Origin of the sequence: Flavobacterium sp. J27, assembly GCF_004303025.1 — a bacterium.
In the GTDB taxonomy this organism is placed as follows: domain Bacteria; phylum Bacteroidota; class Bacteroidia; order Flavobacteriales; family Flavobacteriaceae; genus Flavobacterium.
Genome location: NZ_PJQW01000007.1, coordinates 166,320 through 184,333 on the forward strand (window position 1 = coordinate 166,320; position 18,014 = coordinate 184,333).

Consider the following 18,014-nt stretch of genomic DNA (forward strand, 5'->3'; position numbering starts at 1 on the left):
TTATGAACAAAGATAATATTGCAGTAGGGTTAGATATCGGAACTACAAAAATTGTAGTAATGATTGGAAAAAAAAATGAATACGGAAAACTGGAAATTCTAGGAGTAGGAAAATCCAAAAGTTTGGGTGTTCATAGAGGGGTTGTGAACAATATTACACAAACAATTCAGTCTATTCAACAAGCTATTTTAGAAGCAGAAAGCGATTCAGGATATAAAATAAACGATGTAGTTGTAGGTATAGCAGGACAACACATACGTAGTATTCAGCATAGTGATTATATCAGTAGACCTAATGCTGAGGAAGTAATAAACGATATCGATATCGATGCCTTAATTGGTCAAGTTCACAAATTAGCCATGTTGCCTGGAGAAGAAATTATTCACGTTTTACCACAGGAGTTTAAAGTAGATGGTCAAGGCGAAATTAAAGAGCCAATCGGAATGTATGGCGGGCGATTAGAATCGAGTTTTCATGTTGTAGTAGGACAGGCTGCTTCTATTCGCAATTTAGGGCGATGTGTAAAAAGTGCTGGACTAGAATTATCGGGACTTACTTTAGAACCATTGGCTTCGGCTGATGCAGTGTTAAGTCAAGAAGAAAAAGAGGCAGGTGTTGCTTTAATTGATATCGGAGGTGGAACTACCGATTTAGCTATTTTTAAAGATGGCATTATTCGTCATACAGCAGTTATTCCCTTTGGAGGGAACGTAATAACGGAAGATATCAAAGAAGGTTGCTCTATTATAGAAAAGCAAGCCGAATTATTAAAGGTACGATTTGGTTCAGCATGGCCTGGAGAAAATAAAGATAACGAAATTGTTTCTATTCCAGGATTAAGAGGAAGAGAACCAAAGGAAATTTCGTTAAAAAACTTGTCTAAAATTATTCACGCTCGTGTCGTAGAAATAGTGGAACAAGTTTATGCAGAAATTAAATTGTATGGTCATGAAGACCCTAAAAGAAAATTAATTGCTGGTATTGTATTAACAGGAGGCGGTTCTCAGTTACAACATATCAAACAATTAGTGGAATATATAACAGGAATGGATACAAGGATAGGATATCCAAACGAACATTTAGCAGGTAATTCTGATGAAGAATTATCTAGTCCGTTATATGCAACAGCAGTTGGTTTAGTTATGAATAGTATTCGAAACAATACGAAGAGTGCTACACCATTAGTTGAGATGAAAAAAGAAGAGCCTGTTTTCGAACCAAAAAATGTGGTGGAAACAATCGAAGAACAGGAAGAAGAACAAGTAGAAAAAATAGAAACAACTGAAAACAAAATCAAAAAATCTTTTTTTGATAAGTATATAGAAAAAATTAAAGAGTTTTTAGATAACGCAGAATAAAAAGTACAACTATGGAAGATTTTAAAAGCATATCATTCGATTTACCGAAAAACCAATCCAACGTTATCAAAGTTATTGGAGTAGGAGGAGGTGGTAGTAATGCCATCAACCACATGTTTAAGCAAGGAATAAAAGGAGTAGATTTTATTGTTTGTAATACTGATTCACAAGCACTAGAAAATAGTGGTGTACCAAATAAAATTCAGTTAGGAGTTAGTTTAACTGAAGGTCTTGGTGCTGGAGCTAACCCAGAAGTAGGGCAGCAATCTGCATTAGAAAGTATCCAAGACATTGAAAAAATGCTGGATACTAACACAAAAATGCTATTTATAACTGCTGGTATGGGTGGTGGTACTGGTACCGGTGCTGCACCAGTAATAGCCCAGTTAGCTAAAGAAAGAGATATTTTAACAGTAGGAATTGTTACCATTCCTTTTCAGTTTGAAGGAAAAGTACGTTCAGAACAAGCTATGTTAGGTGTAGAAAGACTACGCAAACAAGTAGATTCGCTTATTGTAATTAATAATAACAAATTAAGAGAAGTATATGGTAATCTTGGCTTTAAAGCCGGATTTTCTAAAGCAGACGAAGTATTAGCCACAGCAGCAAGAGGTATTGCAGAAGTTATTACTCACCACTATACTCAAAATATCGATTTAAAAGATGCTAAAACAGTATTAGCAGATAGTGGTACAGCAATTATGGGTTCTGCTATGGCTTCAGGAGAAGACAGAGCCAAAGAAGCTATTATGAGCGCTTTAGATTCACCATTATTAAACGATAACAAAATTACAGGTGCTAAAAATGTATTATTGTTAATTGTTTCAGGAACATCTGAAATTACCATTGATGAAATTGGTGAAATCAACGATTACATTCAAACTGAAGCAGGTTTCAATGCAAACATCATTATGGGTGTGGGTGAAGATGAAACATTAGGAGATGCTGTAGCTGTTACTATTATTGCAACAGGTTTTAATATAGAACAACAAGCAGAAATTGTAAATTCGGAGCCTAAAAAAATTATTCACTCATTAGAAGACGATCAAAAAATTGTGCACGATTTAACTAGTAAAACCATTGCAAATATGGTAGTTAATGATCCAGTTTTTGAAACTAATGCTCCTAAGGAAGAAGAAAAAAAACCTATTGCAGAAACAAAAGCAACAGATAAAATTGTTTTCAATTTAGAAGAAGAGGAAGTAGCAGAAAAAGAAGTTCAGTTTGAAATTCAGAACGTAACTCCTGCTATGGATTTAGTTCCTACCACTGAGTGGATAAAAGATTTAGATGTTACTTTTGAGGTAGTATCTCCAAAAGAAAATATGGTAAATCCTGTTTTCGAGATTATTACTCCTCAAATTAAAAATATGGAAGTAGTAGATCCTGAAGTTGTTGTGAAAGAAGATAAATTCTCTTTTTCACTGGATTTATTTGCTAATGAAACGATTGAAGAAACTCCTAAAAAGACCTTTCAATTAACAGAAGAAACCAAACAAATGGAAGTAAAAGATCCTATTAATGTGGTTCCTGTTACTGAAGTAAATAAAGAAGGAGTTATTAAATATTCATTAGAGGATTACTTGCAAAAAGAAGATGAATTATTATCATCTAAGCCTGTAGCCGAAGTAAATGAACCCGTTGATGAAGAATTAAATTTTGCCGTTAAAAAAACAGAACCAGTAGTAGAAAAAACACCACAACTGGAAAATGAATCTCCTTTCGAAATGACGATTGAAGAAACATTAAAAGCACGTTCTGAAGAGCGCAAACGCAAAATGAAAGAGTTCAACTATAAGTTCAATAATAGTACAACTTATATCGATGAAATCGAGAAGCAACCAGCATATAAGAGAATGGGAATTGATGTAACATCTGCACCAACCGATTCTAATGCTAAATCAAGAATGTCTTTGGGGACAGATAGCAATGATGATTTACAATTGCGATCAAATAATTCATTCTTGCATGACAATGTAGATTAAAATCTGCTATAACTAACCTAACCTTAGTCCCGAGAAGTAACATTTTCGGGATTTTTTTTACTATTTTTGCACATAATTTTTTAGGACCTATTTCCAGCTATTCGTTCTATCTTTTATTGCAAAAAATAGTAAAATGGGTAAAAAAAATAGCCATTTTTGCAATAAAAGGATGCCACTTCTATCTGGGGTACAAAGAGAAAATAGTTCAGAAATAGAATTAAATAATACTAACTTAATTAAAAAGATACTAATTTAATACGTATAAAAACATGAGTTTAGAAGCAAAAATCATGGATCAAATGAAAGAAGCCATGAAAGCAAAAGATGCTGTAGCATTAGAAGCCTTAAGAGCCATTAAAGCAGCCATTATTTTAGCTAAAACAGAGGCAGGAGCATCAGAAGGATTGTCTGAAGCAGATGAAATTAAATTATTGCAACGTTTGGTTAAAATGCGTAAAGACAGTGCAGAAATTTACACAAGCCAAGGACGTGCAGATTTAGCCGAACCAGAATTAGCACAAATTGCAGTTATTGAAAAGTTTTTACCAGCACAGTTATCTGAAGCAGAAATTGAAGCTATAGTGTCTAAAATTATATCGGAAACAGGAGCAAACGGAATTGCTTCCATGGGAAAAGTAATGGGCTTAGCTTCAGCACAAATTGGTGGACAAGCTGAAGGAAAAGTAATTTCTGGAATTGTAAAGAAATTATTGGTATAATTCTTTTACTTTCAAATTATATATATAGGTATAAAGTACTGTTTCAAATAGTATTTTATACCTTTTATATTTTTAAAGAAGCATGGCCTGTTATCTTTATGAAACTTTTTTGTCAGTTCGAGTGTTTTTCGTTAGAAAAATATATCGAGAATAAGAAAAATGACTATTAAAGCAGGTCTCGATACAATTTTGTTCTATTTATTTTACATAAATACTCGAACTAACGTTTTTAAGAAGGAAATTAAACAATTTTAAAAGATGATTCTGAGCGTCGTTCCTTTAGTAGTACTATCAATATAAATAGAGCCTTTAATCATTTTGGTACGAGATAAAATATTTTTTAAACCAATGCCTAGCTTTTGTGATGTATTCTCATTTTCATTAATTAAAGTAGTCATAGAAAGTTCTTTTGAACCCACTCCATTGTCTTTAATGAGTAATACATAATTCTTTTTTTCTTTTCCTAGTATTATTTTTACCTGACTTGCTTTGGCATGCTTTATAATGTTAGAAAGCGATTCCTGTATAATGCGATAAACTGAAATAGCAATGTTTTCTTCAATGGTATCTGGAAAATCATACTCAAAGTTAAAATGAATGGTACTACTATCTTCTATTTTTTGTATCATTTCTTTTATAGCAGGTACTAACCCTTTCTTGATAAAAGCATTGGGCATCATATTATGAGAAATAGTTCTAATTTCTTCATATGTTTCGTCAATAATATGAACTAGTTTTTGGTTAGATTTATCTTCTAGATTCAGACTGTTGGAACACATCATTTTTATGGCACAAATATTTTGCCCTAAACTGTCGTGTAAATCTTTTGCAATTCGAATTCGTTCTTTTTCTTGAGCGTCTATTACCGATTGAAAACGTAAATTTTCAGCTTTAATTACTATTTTTTTTGTCTTAAATTGATACCAAAGGAATAGCGATAAAATGGAAAACAGGAAAAGTAAAGAAAAGTAAAATAAGATAAATTTTCTCTTTAAATCGCTTTTGTAAATTAGATTTTCTTTTTCATGATTCTCTTTTATTAAGGTATTAATTTTTTTTTCTTTTTCAATACTTTCATATAAAGAAGTATACTTTATTAAATAACGTTGCGCTTCTTTTTTGTCAATTTCTTCTTTTAAATTAAGGTATACTCTTAAATTTTTTAACGCTAAGTCATAATCACCTATTTTTTCATATACGCTAGCTTTAAAAAAGAGATATTCACTTTGTTCTTTTAAGTTATTTTCAAAAGGATATTCCCGAGTTAAAGCAAGGTATTTTAATGCGTTTTCTTTATCGTTTAATAAAGCATACAATTCGGCTCCTAATTTATTAATTCGCCAAGTTTTATAATCGTGAAAAGATGAAGAATCGTTTGCTACAGCTCGATACGCTTTCTTAAAAAAGTAAGTTGCAGAATCATATTTTTTGAGATGAATGTATACATTGGCTTCTTCTTCAAGGAAATAGGAATAGGAATTTTGATAGCCATTAGAGCTTATTTCTACTCCTTTCTTAGTGTAATATAGCACATTTTTGTAATCTTTTATGGCTTTATAATAGTCGATAAAGGTTGATATCGCATTAATAGATTGCGCACTATCTTTAGATTGTATGCTTTTAGCATAACTATTTGTAGCAATTTCAAGAGCAGAATCGTATTTTTTGAGATTCAAATACATTTTAAAGGCTAATAAATCCAGATTAAAAAGTAAGTTTGATTGTTTTGTTTTACTAAATTCTTGTTTGGCAAGTTCGTAATATTTTGTAGCTGAGGGAATGTCGTATTCGATCATGCCTATGTAGCATAATTGTTTGTACAATTTGCCCTTTATTTCAGGATTGTTATTTTGTTTGATTTTTGGAATTGCAGCTAGTAATATTTTTTTAGCTTCGTCATTATAGCTGTAATGTAAATAGGATAAACTTAGTTTATAATAGATATCTAATTGCGTGTTTGTATCAAATAAAAGAACATTTTTTAACACTGTTTCACTCAAAGTATTCGCCTCTACAATGTGTTTTTCTTTTATTAAATGACTAATTGAGTCAATGTCTAAATACAAGGTGCTTTTATCGACGTTCGTTTGGGATAAACCAGAAAAAAAGGAGAGAATAATCAACCAAAAAAATAATTTCTTCATACAATTTAGAATTATAGAATCTTGTTTACTAAATGGTCGTGAAGCAGCTTTTTTCTAGTGTAACAATTCAAAAGCATCATACAGTTGCTTTATCAATTTGAAAAGAATAAATATATAGCTTTTTTAGAGAGAACCATAAAATAATACCAAAGCTTTTGCATAAAATCAATATTATTTTTGAAAGTGGGTACTATTAAAAAAGGGCTGTTAAAAGATATCTTTTAAACAGCCCTTTTATACTATTTTTTATTATTATGGATACAGCGTTATTGTTCCGTTTGCAACCACATTACTTCCTAAACCAGAGAAGCTTACTGTGAAGTTACTACTATTGAAACTTAAGGAGCCTACAGGAGTACAAAGTCCTAAAGCGTACTGTATTTTACCATACGAACCACTATTTTTAACTGTTTTACTCTCGCTTTTAGCTTTACCAAGAGAAATGTATCCCCAATCAGAACGATCTGTACTACTTACTGTTGAACCTGAATAGTAGATGGTTATTTTAGCACCCATTTCACCTCTTTTAGAACCCCAAAGCCAGTTTGCTGTCCAAGTTAAACTTCTCCATTTAGATGCTAATTTAGATTGTGAATCTGTCGTATTACTTTCTTCAATTTGTGGTTTTTCCATGATGATTAAACCACCCATTACATTATCCCAAACGATACCGTCGTTTCTATAAAAACATAAAGATTTTACTTTTTGATTTTTGATATTCCAAGTAATTTCAAGGATTTGATCATTTACTTTTACTTCATTATTAATTACCTCTGTTATGTTTTTCTGAATATCTAATAACGCACTTCCAGTATATAAATTTTTTAATTTTCCAGCGCTTACTGATGTAGGTTGTGTAATGTCTCCTGTAGCCACAACTGTTTCTGGGCTAGATACAATTTCTTTAGATAAATTTAAAGCCTCAGTACTTTCGATTGTTCCTAAAACTGTAATTCCAACAATTTCGATGTTTTTATCGGTGTATTGTAAAAGATTGGCTTTGCTACTAGTAATTTGTTCACTAACTGGTTGTGGTAAATTTTGAGTAGATGGTGGTAACAAAGAAGCTTTTAAATTTTCAATAGAAGCTGTAGTTTGCTCTTGTGCCAAAGTAGTTTCATCATTTTCTTTTTCGCAACTCACCAGAGTTAATACGACTAAAGCTAACACTAAGTTAAGCTTGTTTAAAAAAAGTTTTTTCATGTTAATTATTGTTTATTTGTTTGGTGTAAAATTGAAGCTTTATGACGACAAAAAGAATAGTGTTAAACCATGATTTTGCCTCATGGTTTTCCACTATAAGACCATTTTATGATAGAAATTGATTTTTAAGTTAGTGAACTACTTAAGAATAATTTCTTAACGTTAAGATGTTTTTTTAATCATTATAAATTTGTAAAATCTCTTTGTTTTTCTTGTTAAATTGCCAAAAATCCTATAAAAAATATGAGATATATTTCTTACATTTGAGTAAAGCTTTAGTGCAATAAAAAAATATTTCTTTCTCCTGTAATTACTGCTGTTTTTAATTTAAGATTTAAAATACGTTAATCTCTAAACTATGTATAAAAGAATGTTAAAAACACTATTAGTAGATGATCATATGTTGTTTTTAGACGGTCTAGAATCTATTCTAGAATCTTATGAAGGTCTAATTTTGTTACCACCAGCTACTAGAGGAAAAGAAGCTTTAGAAATTGTTCTAAATAACGAAGTAGATTTTTTAATTACCGATTTAAACCTGCCAGATATTAGTGGTGTAGATTTGGTACTTAAAATAAAGAAAGCGAAACCACAAATTCCTATTTTAGTTTTAAGTATGGATTGCGATAGAAGAGAGGTTAAGAGTATTTTAAATGCAGGTGCAGAAGGTTTTATGTTAAAAATTGCGGGTAAACAAGAGTTGTGTAAGGCCATACATAAAATAATTAATGGAGGAACTTATTATAGTAGTGAAATAACTGCTATTATGATGGAAATTATAAAAAATACATCTGAGAGCAATGTACCTTCAACTTATTTAACAGCGAGAGAGATGGAAATATTAGATTTAATTTGTAAAGAATATTCTAATAAAGAAATTTCAGAAAAATTATTCATTAGTGTAAGTACAATTGAAACCCATAGAAGCAGTATGTTTTGTAAAACAGGTTCAAAAAATGTAGTAGGCTTAGTACGATATGCTGTAGAAAATGCTTTGGTTGCTTGGTAGTTGAAGTTATTACCAAAAAAAAGGAATAAAAACACATTAGATTTATTTTAGCTGAAATAAATTGGTATTTTTGTATTCAAATAAATTGGCTCCGTAGTTCAACTGGATAGAATATCAGATTTCGGCTCTGAGGGTTGGGGGTTCGAATCCCTTCGGGGTCACTTAAAAAAAAGCCTTAAATCGTTGTTTTTAATGGTTTAAGGCTTTTTTGTTTTTTGTTTTAGCCGACATTAGCTAGCAATTAACTTGTTTTATAAAGAACTCGTGCCATACTCTTTATATTTTTTAAATAAGATTCTTAATTTCCATACATTTACAGAATTGAAGTCTATATGAGTAGCTGTAACCTTATGTTTTTTCAAGTTTAACCATATAATTAATTTCTACATTTATAATTAAGATTGGAGAGAAGTTCATTACTGGAAGAATCAGAACCAAATTGTGATATGTTAGTTTGAAAAGCACGGTAAAACATCTTCCTTAAAATAAGGTTCCTGATTTACCCAAAACATATAATTAATTTTTAAAAAATCTTTTGCAAAGGCATGTAACAAAGGAACAAGATTAGTTCTTGTGTTAGAGGCAACATCAGTCTGTTCATTGTAATCGTGATCAGCACCTGTTTTTCCAATATAATTTCCATCCTGAATGGCTATCCCAAGCGGCACGGAAAATTTATTTTCATGCATTTGAGCTAACGCATGATTTAATTGTGCTTTTCTAGTAACCATTAAATCGGGACAGCCAAGGCCTACACCAATTTTTTCCCCATATTCGTAAATACTTTTTAAATATTCTTTATCATTAAAAGGAAGCCATTCTCCAGGTATAAAATTTGCATATATCATGGTTGTAGAAATTGGAAACGCCTTTTTGAGAGCCAACATATTATTTTTTAAGCCCTGTACATATCCTTCTTCTGTGAAACTAGAATCATTTTCATAGCTTACACCAATAGCAGTTTCCTGAAGGTTAATACCTTCAATTCTACTGTCTAATTTATTGCCCAAAGCCATAATTAGTAAAGCAAAACGTTCCTGAACCTTTATATTCCATCTTTTAGCTGTCCATCCTTCAGGTTTCCCGTTATCATCATATTGTAAAACTGCTCCGTTATCATATTCTCGGGTAGTTAAATAATTAGGTACAGCGTTATAATCTGTGTTAAAGGTTGCATCCTGTAACTGTATAAAAAGTTTTTTCTTGTATTTTTCTAAATAAGCTATATCTTCTTCAATTCTAGTAAAATCATATTGTCCCTTTTCAGGTTCCAAGTCTTTCCAAGCGTACATAATCTGTGCGCCTTCAAATCTTGGATGGAAGAGTAATGGATGATTAATGATAGATTCCCTATCCTGAGCAAAATAAACAAAATGATGTATACTATCCTTAAGGACAGGGCAAGTGGTACTCCAATATTTTTTATGAGCATCCTTATACTTTTCAGAAGTATTTTGCCATTTTTGTGCATTTACTATTATAGTGAAAAATGACATGCACGTCATACAAATACTTTTTGATAGATTTTTTCTCATTTAATTATATAATAAATAGGTTAGACATAAAACACAATTTTTCTGCGTTTTCTTAAAAAAAAATCAAAGTTATTTTTTTTATTGGATATATCAATTATATTTGTGTCAAATATATTCATTATGGATTTTGTAACCCCTACTAAAACTGTTTTATATACCATAGAAAAAACAATTAAAGAATATCGAAAGTTCGCCCAGATAAATATTTCTAAAAAAGTTAGTAATATAACTATAGATCAGGCACTGGTACTTTTACTTATCAATGAAAATCCTGACTCCAACCAAAAAGAATTAGCCCACCTGATTTTTAAAGATTACGCTTCAATGACAAGAATAATCGAATTACTTGTTAAACGGGGATATTTAGAAAGAACCACAAATGTGACAGATAGGAGAAGGCATAATTTAATCTTAACAAAAAAGGGTAAGCATACTATTGAGGTTATAACCCCAATTATTGAAAGTAATAGGAAGGAAGCGCTAGCTGGATTATTGGAAAAACAAATAGCAGAATTGCATAATACACTACATATGATTATTAATAACTGTACAAAACCTGCCCAATGAAAAAACTAATTATAATCTTCGCAATTATTGTTTTCTCTTATTGCACCCCGAAAAAAGAAAACAGAAATCCAACAGATAAAATAACTGAAATTGAAAATTACCTTGAAGCATTAAATAAAAAGGAGATTTTTAGTGGGGCTGTTTTAATAGCGAAAAACGATTCTGTTATTTTCCAAAAAGCATATGGTTATGCCAATCTTAACCATAAAATCCCTAATAGTTTAAACACAAAATTCAACATTGCTTCTATGGGTAAAATGTTTACCGGAGTAGCCATAATGCAATTAGTGCAGGAAGGAATTTTATCAGTGAATGACAAAGTAGGGAAATTTTTACCAGAATATCCTAATAACTTGGTGAGAGATTCGGTGAGTATTCATCAATTACTTACCCATACAAGTGGGTTGCCAGATTTTATGACACCTGAGTATTATGAATCTTCTAAGGATAAATATAGAAAATTAACAGACTTTTCTCGTCTCTACCAGTCTAAAGAATTGGCATACCCTTCTGGAACTCGATTCGTTTATTGTAACTCCGATTACTTGGTTTTAGGGCTTATTATTGAGAAGGTAACTGGATTGACCTTCGATCAATATCTAGAAAAAAATATTTACGGGAAAGCTGTAATGACCAATACGGGAAATTATATGCGGGATCATGTTATCGAAAATATGGCAGTAGGTTATACGCATTCTAACATTTATCCCGAAAAGTTAATGAACAATATATATGTAAGTACAGTTTCCGGTGGGCCTGCAGGAGGAGAGTATTCAACGTTAAATGATATTTTTAATTTTTCAAAAGGAATAAAAAATAATTTATTTCTTAATCCATACAACACTGAAATTTTAATAACTGGTAAAGTAGACGATAACACCTATGCATATGGATTTACCGATATTAAGACCAACAATCACAGAATAATTGGACATAGCGGAGGGCATTTAGGTGTAGCTTGTGAACTAAGGATGTTTGAAGATATAGGTTATACGGTTATAATTTTAACGAACAGGGATGCTGAAGATGGTTTTTTGGATGCGCGTTACTTTATACAAAAGCAATTAACTGGATCTACGCCGTCTATAGAGAGTTATTATAACACAAAAAGTATCGTAGAATCCATACTTAAAAAACAGGATTCCTTAAAGCAAGAAGTAATTTTAAAGAATCACAATTTAAGGGAAGATATGATAAATGTTGAAGGCTATCATCAGCTTTCTATAGGGAATTATGATATTGCGATAACATTATTTAAACTGGCTACTACAGAATTTCCAGAGTCGTCCAATGCATTTGATAGTTTAGGTGAAGCTTATATGGTATCAGGAGACACACTAAAAGCAATAAAAGCTTATGAAAAGAGCTTATACCTTGATACTTTAAACATCAACGCAACAGAAAAACTTCGAGTATTGAAAACAAAGTAAGGAGATGACAAATAAAAACAATTGTTCTCATCTAACTCCCGATGGGATTTAAATTATAAGAAACAAAATGTTGAAGTATTGATTTTACTTTTATTTTTAATTTCCTAAATGAATAAAAATTAATTACTTTACTATTTATATTTCTTATCTTAATTAATTTCCATGTTTCTATCTGTAAAAAGTAATTTAGCTTCAATTGTTTTTGAAAGATTTCGTTTTTTTATGTCCACTGTAATATAGTAAGTTTATAGTTTTAATTTTACGTAAGGGTATCCATTTCTTGTTGTAAATTTGATATTATATTTGGAGTGTTTTTTTTATTAGGGCTGAGTTTTTTCAATCGATCTATATAAACTTCAATCATAATTTTATCTATATTGGTAGAATCTGGGTCTTGTAGAAGGGCTTTTTTTGCTTTTGATTTTGCAGCAGTATTAATTTTTGTTGCTTCTGATGCACTCCATTCTGTTTTAATATATTCTCTGGCTTCTTGAATAACTTTATTTTGTGGCTTTCGAGGAATTGTTTTTTTCTCTTCTGCTTGTGTTTTTCGCCATTGAGTGGATAAGTTATATAATGGATTGTCCTTAATTTTTCCAGAGTCACTCATTTCGATTTCATTATCGGTATCGGTATCGCTTTTAGGAGACGTTGGGTGATATTCATCTCCTCCTAATCTAGATATTAGAGGAGAACTATTTCCAGGAGGCACAGCTTTCTTTTTAAAATTGTCCAAGTAATTTTTCAATATGTCTCGGTGTTTTTTTAAGTCAGCTATTATTTCTTTATATCTTTCATCTATAGAATGACCATCAGTTGTTAAAACATTTTTTGCTTCTGAACCAGTATATCGTTCTTTTATATACCCTTTAACATTTTCTGTAATTCTTAAGTGTGTTCCTATGGCTTCTATTACAGCAGTTGCAGGATTACTTCTTTTTGATATGGCATCATCTCTAACTTCGTGCATTAAAGCTTGTTTGGAAGTCATCCACTGTTGTTGATACTGATTTTGAAAAGTTCCTGTATGCCCAGAAATTTTTTCAACTAAATCTCCAGCCCATATTATAAACTCTGTTGATAGTCTGATTTGTTCTTGAGCATCCATCCAGTCAAATTCTTTACCATCAAATTTTGCAACAGAATGCATGTCTTTTGGTGGTCGGTAAGAGAGTTCTAAATATTTCATGGTTTCAGAAGTTTTAAAAAGTTCATCTAGCCCTGTTCCTGAAAAAGCACCTGGTGCTTTTTTTGCTTTTACCCGAACTAATTTGTCGATTAAACTTTTTACTGATGCATGCTGTTTATAACCATTAATTAAATCGTCCAATTCTCCTTTAGCTTTTTCATTATCTGTATGACTTAGATCTCTTGCGATTTGTAAAAGGCCTCTTGTTTTAGCATAAAAACTCTTGTTGTTTAACCCTTGCCATTGCTTTTCTAATTTTTTTGAATTGGTATTTTTATGGGGTACACTAGAAATAAATTTAGGTCTAATTCGATCTTCACTAATATCTATTTTTGGACGTTCAACTGATTTTTTTTTGACCGGAGCTGTCATAGCATTATCATGAGCAATTCCTCGATTTATCCTTTCAATAGCTTCTTTAGTATTATTTGAGTTTTCTATTGCATCATCTATGAGGATTTTAAGAATAATTGGGTCAGTTTGATTATTAACATAATGACTTTTTATATGTTCAATTTCATTAGGATCAGTAATTTTTCGTTGTACAATTTTTTTTGTGTTTGAAATATTGGGAAGTAGGGTGTTTTGATTTTGTGTATTAGAAGTTTTTAGTTGTATCGCTTTTTTACCCATTACATCAGCTTCCTTTTCTAATCCTTCGTCATCATTAATATTCACTTTTCCCTTCATTTGTATGGTAGGTTTTACTCTTCCTTGCTTTTGTTGTGCTATATGCCAAGCTTCATGAGGTAAATGTTTTTCTTGTCCAGAAGCTAGATGTATTTCAGAGCCTTGTGCATAAGCATGAGCATTAAGTTGAGCAGGTTTGCTAGAGTTATAATGCACTTTTACATCATCCATAGTATGACCAGAGAGATTTTCTATTCCTGATTTTAATTTATCTGGTAAGCCTGTGTTGTTAGCTTTTTTTTGTAAAACTGTCGATGGACGATTGTCTTGTAATATTATAGATTTTGCTTGAGTTGTTTTATTGTCAAAGTTATTTACTATTGATTGCGTTTGTGTTTTGGCGGTTTTATTTTGAGCATATTCCATAATACTTTTTTTAATCGAATTGATTTTTAGGACCATTTTTTGAGGAATTATCTGAATTAGACATAAGCTTTAAATTGCTAGTATCATTGTAAGCAATTTTTGCGGCTGCCTTAGTTATTTCGCCTTGTTCATCTGGTTCTGCATTGTCATGAAGATATCGTTTCCAGTCTCTTTTATGATCTAATGTAACATATTTTTCTTTTAGTTTTCTATCTCTTTTTCTTGGATAATAATTTCCATCAGAACATTTATATACAGTTACTCCATCATCACGATCTTTTGATTTTACTGACTGTAACATTGTTTCCCAAGTTTCATCAGTAAATCCAGGTCGAGTGCTTCCATCCCATATATTCTTCTTTTTCTGGGAAACTTTATATTTTTTTTTCGGAGGTTCCTCTAAATCAGTAGTTTCGTTATCTTTTCGTTTACCTAAGTTGCTTTTTCTATATAATGCTTGCTGTCTACTTGTTAATTTTGAAAATTCTCTTTTTCTTCTCATTCTAGCACCAATGGAATCATCTTCATCGTTATTTTGCATTTTTTGAATGACAATCTCTTTTTTTTGAATAGTTGTTTCCCTATTGTCATGAAGTATTTTTCCTTCTTTTCCAGCATTATTAGCTACTGCTTGTACAATATTTATTTTATTTTGAGATGTTTCTTTCTGTTTGTTCATAATAAAAAGTGTAACGTTAATTAGAGGTTTTTTTTTTCACAATAGTATTTCGAATAAACTTTCTTAGTTCTAATCGGTTTCCATTAAAAATATCAAAATCAAAATCAGTTTCCTGAAAAGAATAACTGTCAGATCGTTGCCAAATGGTCCAGTCTTTATCCCAAGCAGAAGGGATGTTACTAACTGTTAAATCTTGGGTATATGCGGCTATCCATAAATGATATTTAGCAAAATCATTGGTATTTAAATATTTGTCTCCTGTAGATTTGTTAGTGTAAATCATAGGAATTCTACCCGTAATTTTTTCTACTTCTTCTAAAAAAAGGAGAATGTTTTTTTGAGCTGTTTGCAAATTGCCACAATCTGTGTCCATACTACTGTTTTCGATATCCATCACAGGTGGCAAATGTCCTATGTTTAAAAATTGATTTTCCATAATTACCTTCGCAAAATGTTGTGCTTGATCAATAGGGTCGTATTCACAGAGATAAAAATGATAAGCACCACGTATGACATGTTTTTCTTTGAGAAGTGTACAATTATTTTGATAGGTAGGATCAATATAACTAGTTCCTTCAGTGGCTTTACAAATAACAAAGTACAGCGAGTCTTTTCGCTTATTCAAAGTACTAATTAAATCTCCTTGATAGTGCGAAATATCTAAACCATAGGTTACAGAATCTTTAGTGAGTAAATTCTTAACTAAACTTAATGGTTTGGACACAACAGTACTATCTTTTACAGGTGTTTTTTTTGGAGCTGCTGGTACTTCGGTTGTCAATTCGGCTTTTAAGAAAGGTTTTATTTTTTCTTTGTATGCCCATTCGATTAAGAACCATAAAGCTAAAACTAAGACTAGATTTTTTAGCATAATTATTGTTTTATGTGTATGGTTTTATTTTCTTTACTGAACTCGCGTTTAATTCCTTTTAGTAGTTCCTGTTTAGAAACTTTTGTATCATTTCTTCCAATGGCTGCCAAAGCACAATAGCGGAGTACATTAATAATGGCGCCACCCGCTAATTCATAATCTTCAGCAATTTGATACAAATCAATTTCTTCCGATAGACTACAAACCCCTGAAAAAGCATTTTCCCATAATTGGTATCGTTCTTCAGCTGAAGGCATATTAAAATGGATTGTGGTTTGAAATCTTCGGGTAAATGCTTCGTCCATATTAGATCGTAAATTTGACGCTAGAATAACTACACCTGGAAAATCTTCAATTTGTTGTAAAAGATGAGCTGTTTGTTGATTGGCATGTCTGTCATTAGATGAATTTGCGGCTGTTCTTTTACCAAAAAGTGCATCCGCTTCATCAAAAAACAAAATCCACTCTTTATCTCTGGCAATATCGAATACTTTGGATAGATTTTTTTCAGTTTCTCCGATGTATTTAGAAACAATCATTGATAAATCTATACGATAAACCTCTCTATTCGTAGTTTTTCCTAATAAGCTAGCTGTTAGTGATTTACCGGTACCAGGAGGACCGTAAAAAAGCGCGCGATACCCAGGTTTAATTTTGCGATATAATTCCCAATCATTTAATAAAGTATTTCCATGTTTTAACCATGTGAGTATTTCATTAACTTGTTCCATTACTGCGTTGTCTAATACAACATCTTCCCAATGTAAAGGACTCTCAATTTTTTTAGCGGGGAACGTGGAACTTTCAGCAAGACTAATTTTTTCACTAGTCATAAAAAAATGAAACCAATTATGATGTAAACTTAAAATACCATTGAGTTGTGGGATAAAGTGTTCTGTATCTGATAATTGAAGGACTCCCTCTTTGAAAAGTTTGTTTTCTTTGTTAATAATTTTATGAATTTCATGTCTTAGTTCTGGATGTGTTGCCGAGATAATAAAAACCAACGTTTGTCCTGTAGGAAGAAAACCACTATGATTTTGGTTTATAACACCTCCAAATTCGGTAAAACCTCGATCATATATGCCATTTTTACCAAAAAAAGTATCTAATATTTCAGGTTTTAGATGAGGTGCCAAACAAAGAGCAATGGTTAAGCGTTCCAAGGTATTTAAATTCCATTCTTGTACCATTTTTGCATAAGGAGTGTCATTTTCTGAAATATCAGGAATAGGAATATCTAGCCAATCATTTTCGTATCCTTCTTGCATCAAATAGCTACATATAGCTTGCTGAATTACTTGTTCAAGCCATTCTAATTCTTCTAGAAGTACATATATAGGTAAGTTGGTATCCATAGTAGTTTAGAAAAAAAGTGCTACATCATCAAGACTCGTGTCTGTCCATTTAAAATATTGTAAAGCCGTATTTGGGTTCAATTGGTTTCCAGGAAGGAGGTCTAAAATGCTAATTTGCGCATTATTCAATAACGCTACATCATGATCGTGATTAGAATCCAAATCATAAGTGTAGAATGTGTTTCCCCACTGCTTTATTAAAGAACGTTGGTAAATTAATTCATTAATAAAAACAGGTAGTTTTTCATCTTGTTCTATTAATTTTTTTGCCTTAAAAAAGGAAGGTTTTCTCTCCTTTTGTCTATTATAATAATCAATGTCTTTAGATTGTATGGTTTTAGAATTGTGATGACCGAAAAGATCAACGAGTCCAAAATTTTCAGTCTCCATGGCAATTTCCAGTTCTCCATTTTTTGCTCCAGCAATAGCCAAAGTCCAATCTGAGGCACTAGCGGTTTCTGTTATTACATATAATTTTCTAAAAGAATAATATGTTTGAGTAAGTTTTATAATTAGTTCATTCTGAATGTCGGTCCAGTTTTTTATTTTTACTGCTTCTGGATGATTGGCATGAAAAAGGAAACTACCGCTAGTTTCAAAAGCTATGATTTGTTTACTAAATTCGAAATCACCATCAATACTTTGTCCTGTTCCTCTTCCTGCATAAGGTTTAGAAACCCCTTCATGAAATTTCCAAGCCTCTGGATTTAATGGAATATTATGATCAAATGTTACATTTTTAGAATCTACAATATTTCCACTAAAAATATTTCCCAAAACAATCATTTCACCATTTACAATATGGAAAAAATCTCCTAGAAACAAAGTCTTGTTTAAAGGACTAGAGGGTATAAAACCATTCGTTTTAAAGTAACAATTTCTGTAAAATTTTTTGTAAATAGTATGCATGT

At 31.4% G+C, this 18,014-nt stretch carries 14 protein-coding genes and 1 tRNA gene; 7 read left to right on the plus strand and 8 right to left on the minus strand.

The window, feature by feature from the left end:
• Window positions 1–2: 2 nt before the first annotated feature.
• The 3 genes from ftsA to CX675_RS11505 all read left to right on the plus strand — a co-directional run bounded on the left by ftsA (window position 3) and on the right by CX675_RS11505 (window position 4,062).
• Entirely contained in the window at window positions 3–1,358 is a 1,356-nt protein-coding gene (ftsA, locus tag CX675_RS11495) for a cell division protein FtsA (RefSeq protein ID WP_130735381.1), read from the plus strand.
• An 11-nt stretch (window positions 1,359–1,369) separates the two neighbouring features.
• Window positions 1,370–3,343 (plus strand): cell division protein FtsZ, encoded by a 1,974-nt coding sequence (gene ftsZ, locus CX675_RS11500; protein WP_130735382.1) that lies wholly within the window; start codon window positions 1,370–1,372, stop codon window positions 3,341–3,343.
• A gap of 269 nt (window positions 3,344–3,612) precedes the next feature.
• Window positions 3,613–4,062, plus strand: coding sequence for a GatB/YqeY domain-containing protein (locus CX675_RS11505; RefSeq protein WP_130735383.1), 450 nt, complete (start codon window positions 3,613–3,615; stop codon window positions 4,060–4,062).
• A gap of 251 nt (window positions 4,063–4,313) precedes the next feature.
• On the opposite strand, the gene CX675_RS11510 is transcribed toward CX675_RS11505, so the two are convergent.
• Both CX675_RS11510 and CX675_RS11515 read right to left on the minus strand, forming a co-directional pair.
• On the minus strand, window positions 4,314–6,206 hold the full coding sequence (locus CX675_RS11510; RefSeq protein ID WP_130735384.1) for a sensor histidine kinase: 1,893 nt from the start codon (window positions 6,204–6,206) through the stop codon (window positions 4,314–4,316).
• Between the two features lie 252 nt (window positions 6,207–6,458).
• On the minus strand, window positions 6,459–7,409 hold the full coding sequence (locus tag CX675_RS11515) for a hypothetical protein (RefSeq protein ID WP_130735385.1): 951 nt from the start codon (window positions 7,407–7,409) through the stop codon (window positions 6,459–6,461).
• Between the two features lie 370 nt (window positions 7,410–7,779).
• Here CX675_RS11515 and CX675_RS11520 point away from each other — a divergent pair, with 370 nt between their 5' ends.
• Together CX675_RS11520 and CX675_RS11525 are read left to right on the plus strand one after the other, a co-directional pair.
• The gene (locus CX675_RS11520) at window positions 7,780–8,418 is read left to right on the plus strand and encodes a response regulator transcription factor (protein WP_165396027.1); all 639 of its coding nucleotides are present in this window, start codon (window positions 7,780–7,782) and stop codon (window positions 8,416–8,418) included.
• Between the two features lie 87 nt (window positions 8,419–8,505).
• Window positions 8,506–8,579 (plus strand) — tRNA-Arg (locus tag CX675_RS11525).
• Window positions 8,580–8,867: 288 nt separating this feature from the next.
• Here the strand turns inward: CX675_RS11525 and CX675_RS11530 are convergent.
• Window positions 8,868–9,923, minus strand: coding sequence for a hypothetical protein (locus tag CX675_RS11530; RefSeq protein ID WP_130735387.1), 1,056 nt, complete (start codon window positions 9,921–9,923; stop codon window positions 8,868–8,870).
• 150 nt (window positions 9,924–10,073) lie between these two features.
• Between CX675_RS11530 and CX675_RS11535 the strand changes: the two genes are divergently transcribed.
• Window positions 10,074–10,520 carry a MarR family winged helix-turn-helix transcriptional regulator gene (locus CX675_RS11535; protein WP_130735388.1) on the plus strand — a complete coding sequence of 149 codons (447 nt, stop codon included), beginning with the start codon at window positions 10,074–10,076 and terminating at the stop codon, window positions 10,518–10,520.
• Window positions 10,517–11,950: a serine hydrolase gene (locus tag CX675_RS11540; RefSeq protein WP_130735389.1), complete on the plus strand. Its 1,434-nt coding sequence runs from the start codon at window positions 10,517–10,519 to the stop codon at window positions 11,948–11,950. The genes CX675_RS11535 and CX675_RS11540 overlap by 4 nt, the downstream gene beginning before the upstream one ends.
• Before the next feature lie 259 nt (window positions 11,951–12,209).
• Here the strand turns inward: CX675_RS11540 and CX675_RS11545 are convergent, their stop codons facing one another.
• From CX675_RS11545 to CX675_RS11565, 5 genes are read right to left on the minus strand one after another with little or no spacing between them, the layout of a single operon-like run.
• Complete coding sequence (locus CX675_RS11545; RefSeq protein WP_130735390.1) at window positions 12,210–14,231, minus strand: DUF4157 domain-containing protein; 2,022 nt, start codon at window positions 14,229–14,231, stop codon at window positions 12,210–12,212.
• Window positions 14,206–14,874, minus strand: coding sequence for a hypothetical protein (locus CX675_RS11550; protein WP_130735391.1), 669 nt, complete (start codon window positions 14,872–14,874; stop codon window positions 14,206–14,208). The genes CX675_RS11545 and CX675_RS11550 overlap by 26 nt, the downstream gene beginning before the upstream one ends.
• 16 nt (window positions 14,875–14,890) lie before the next feature.
• On the minus strand, window positions 14,891–15,745 hold the full coding sequence (locus CX675_RS11555; RefSeq protein ID WP_130735392.1) for a glycoside hydrolase family 25 protein: 855 nt from the start codon (window positions 15,743–15,745) through the stop codon (window positions 14,891–14,893).
• A 2-nt stretch (window positions 15,746–15,747) separates the two neighbouring features.
• Window positions 15,748–17,103 carry an ATP-binding protein gene (locus CX675_RS11560; protein ID WP_130735393.1) on the minus strand — a complete coding sequence of 452 codons (1,356 nt, stop codon included), beginning with the start codon at window positions 17,101–17,103 and terminating at the stop codon, window positions 15,748–15,750.
• Window positions 17,104–17,109: 6 nt separating this feature from the next.
• Window positions 17,110–18,012, minus strand: coding sequence for a hypothetical protein (locus tag CX675_RS11565; RefSeq protein WP_130735394.1), 903 nt, complete (start codon window positions 18,010–18,012; stop codon window positions 17,110–17,112).
• Window positions 18,013–18,014: the final 2 nt, after the last annotated feature.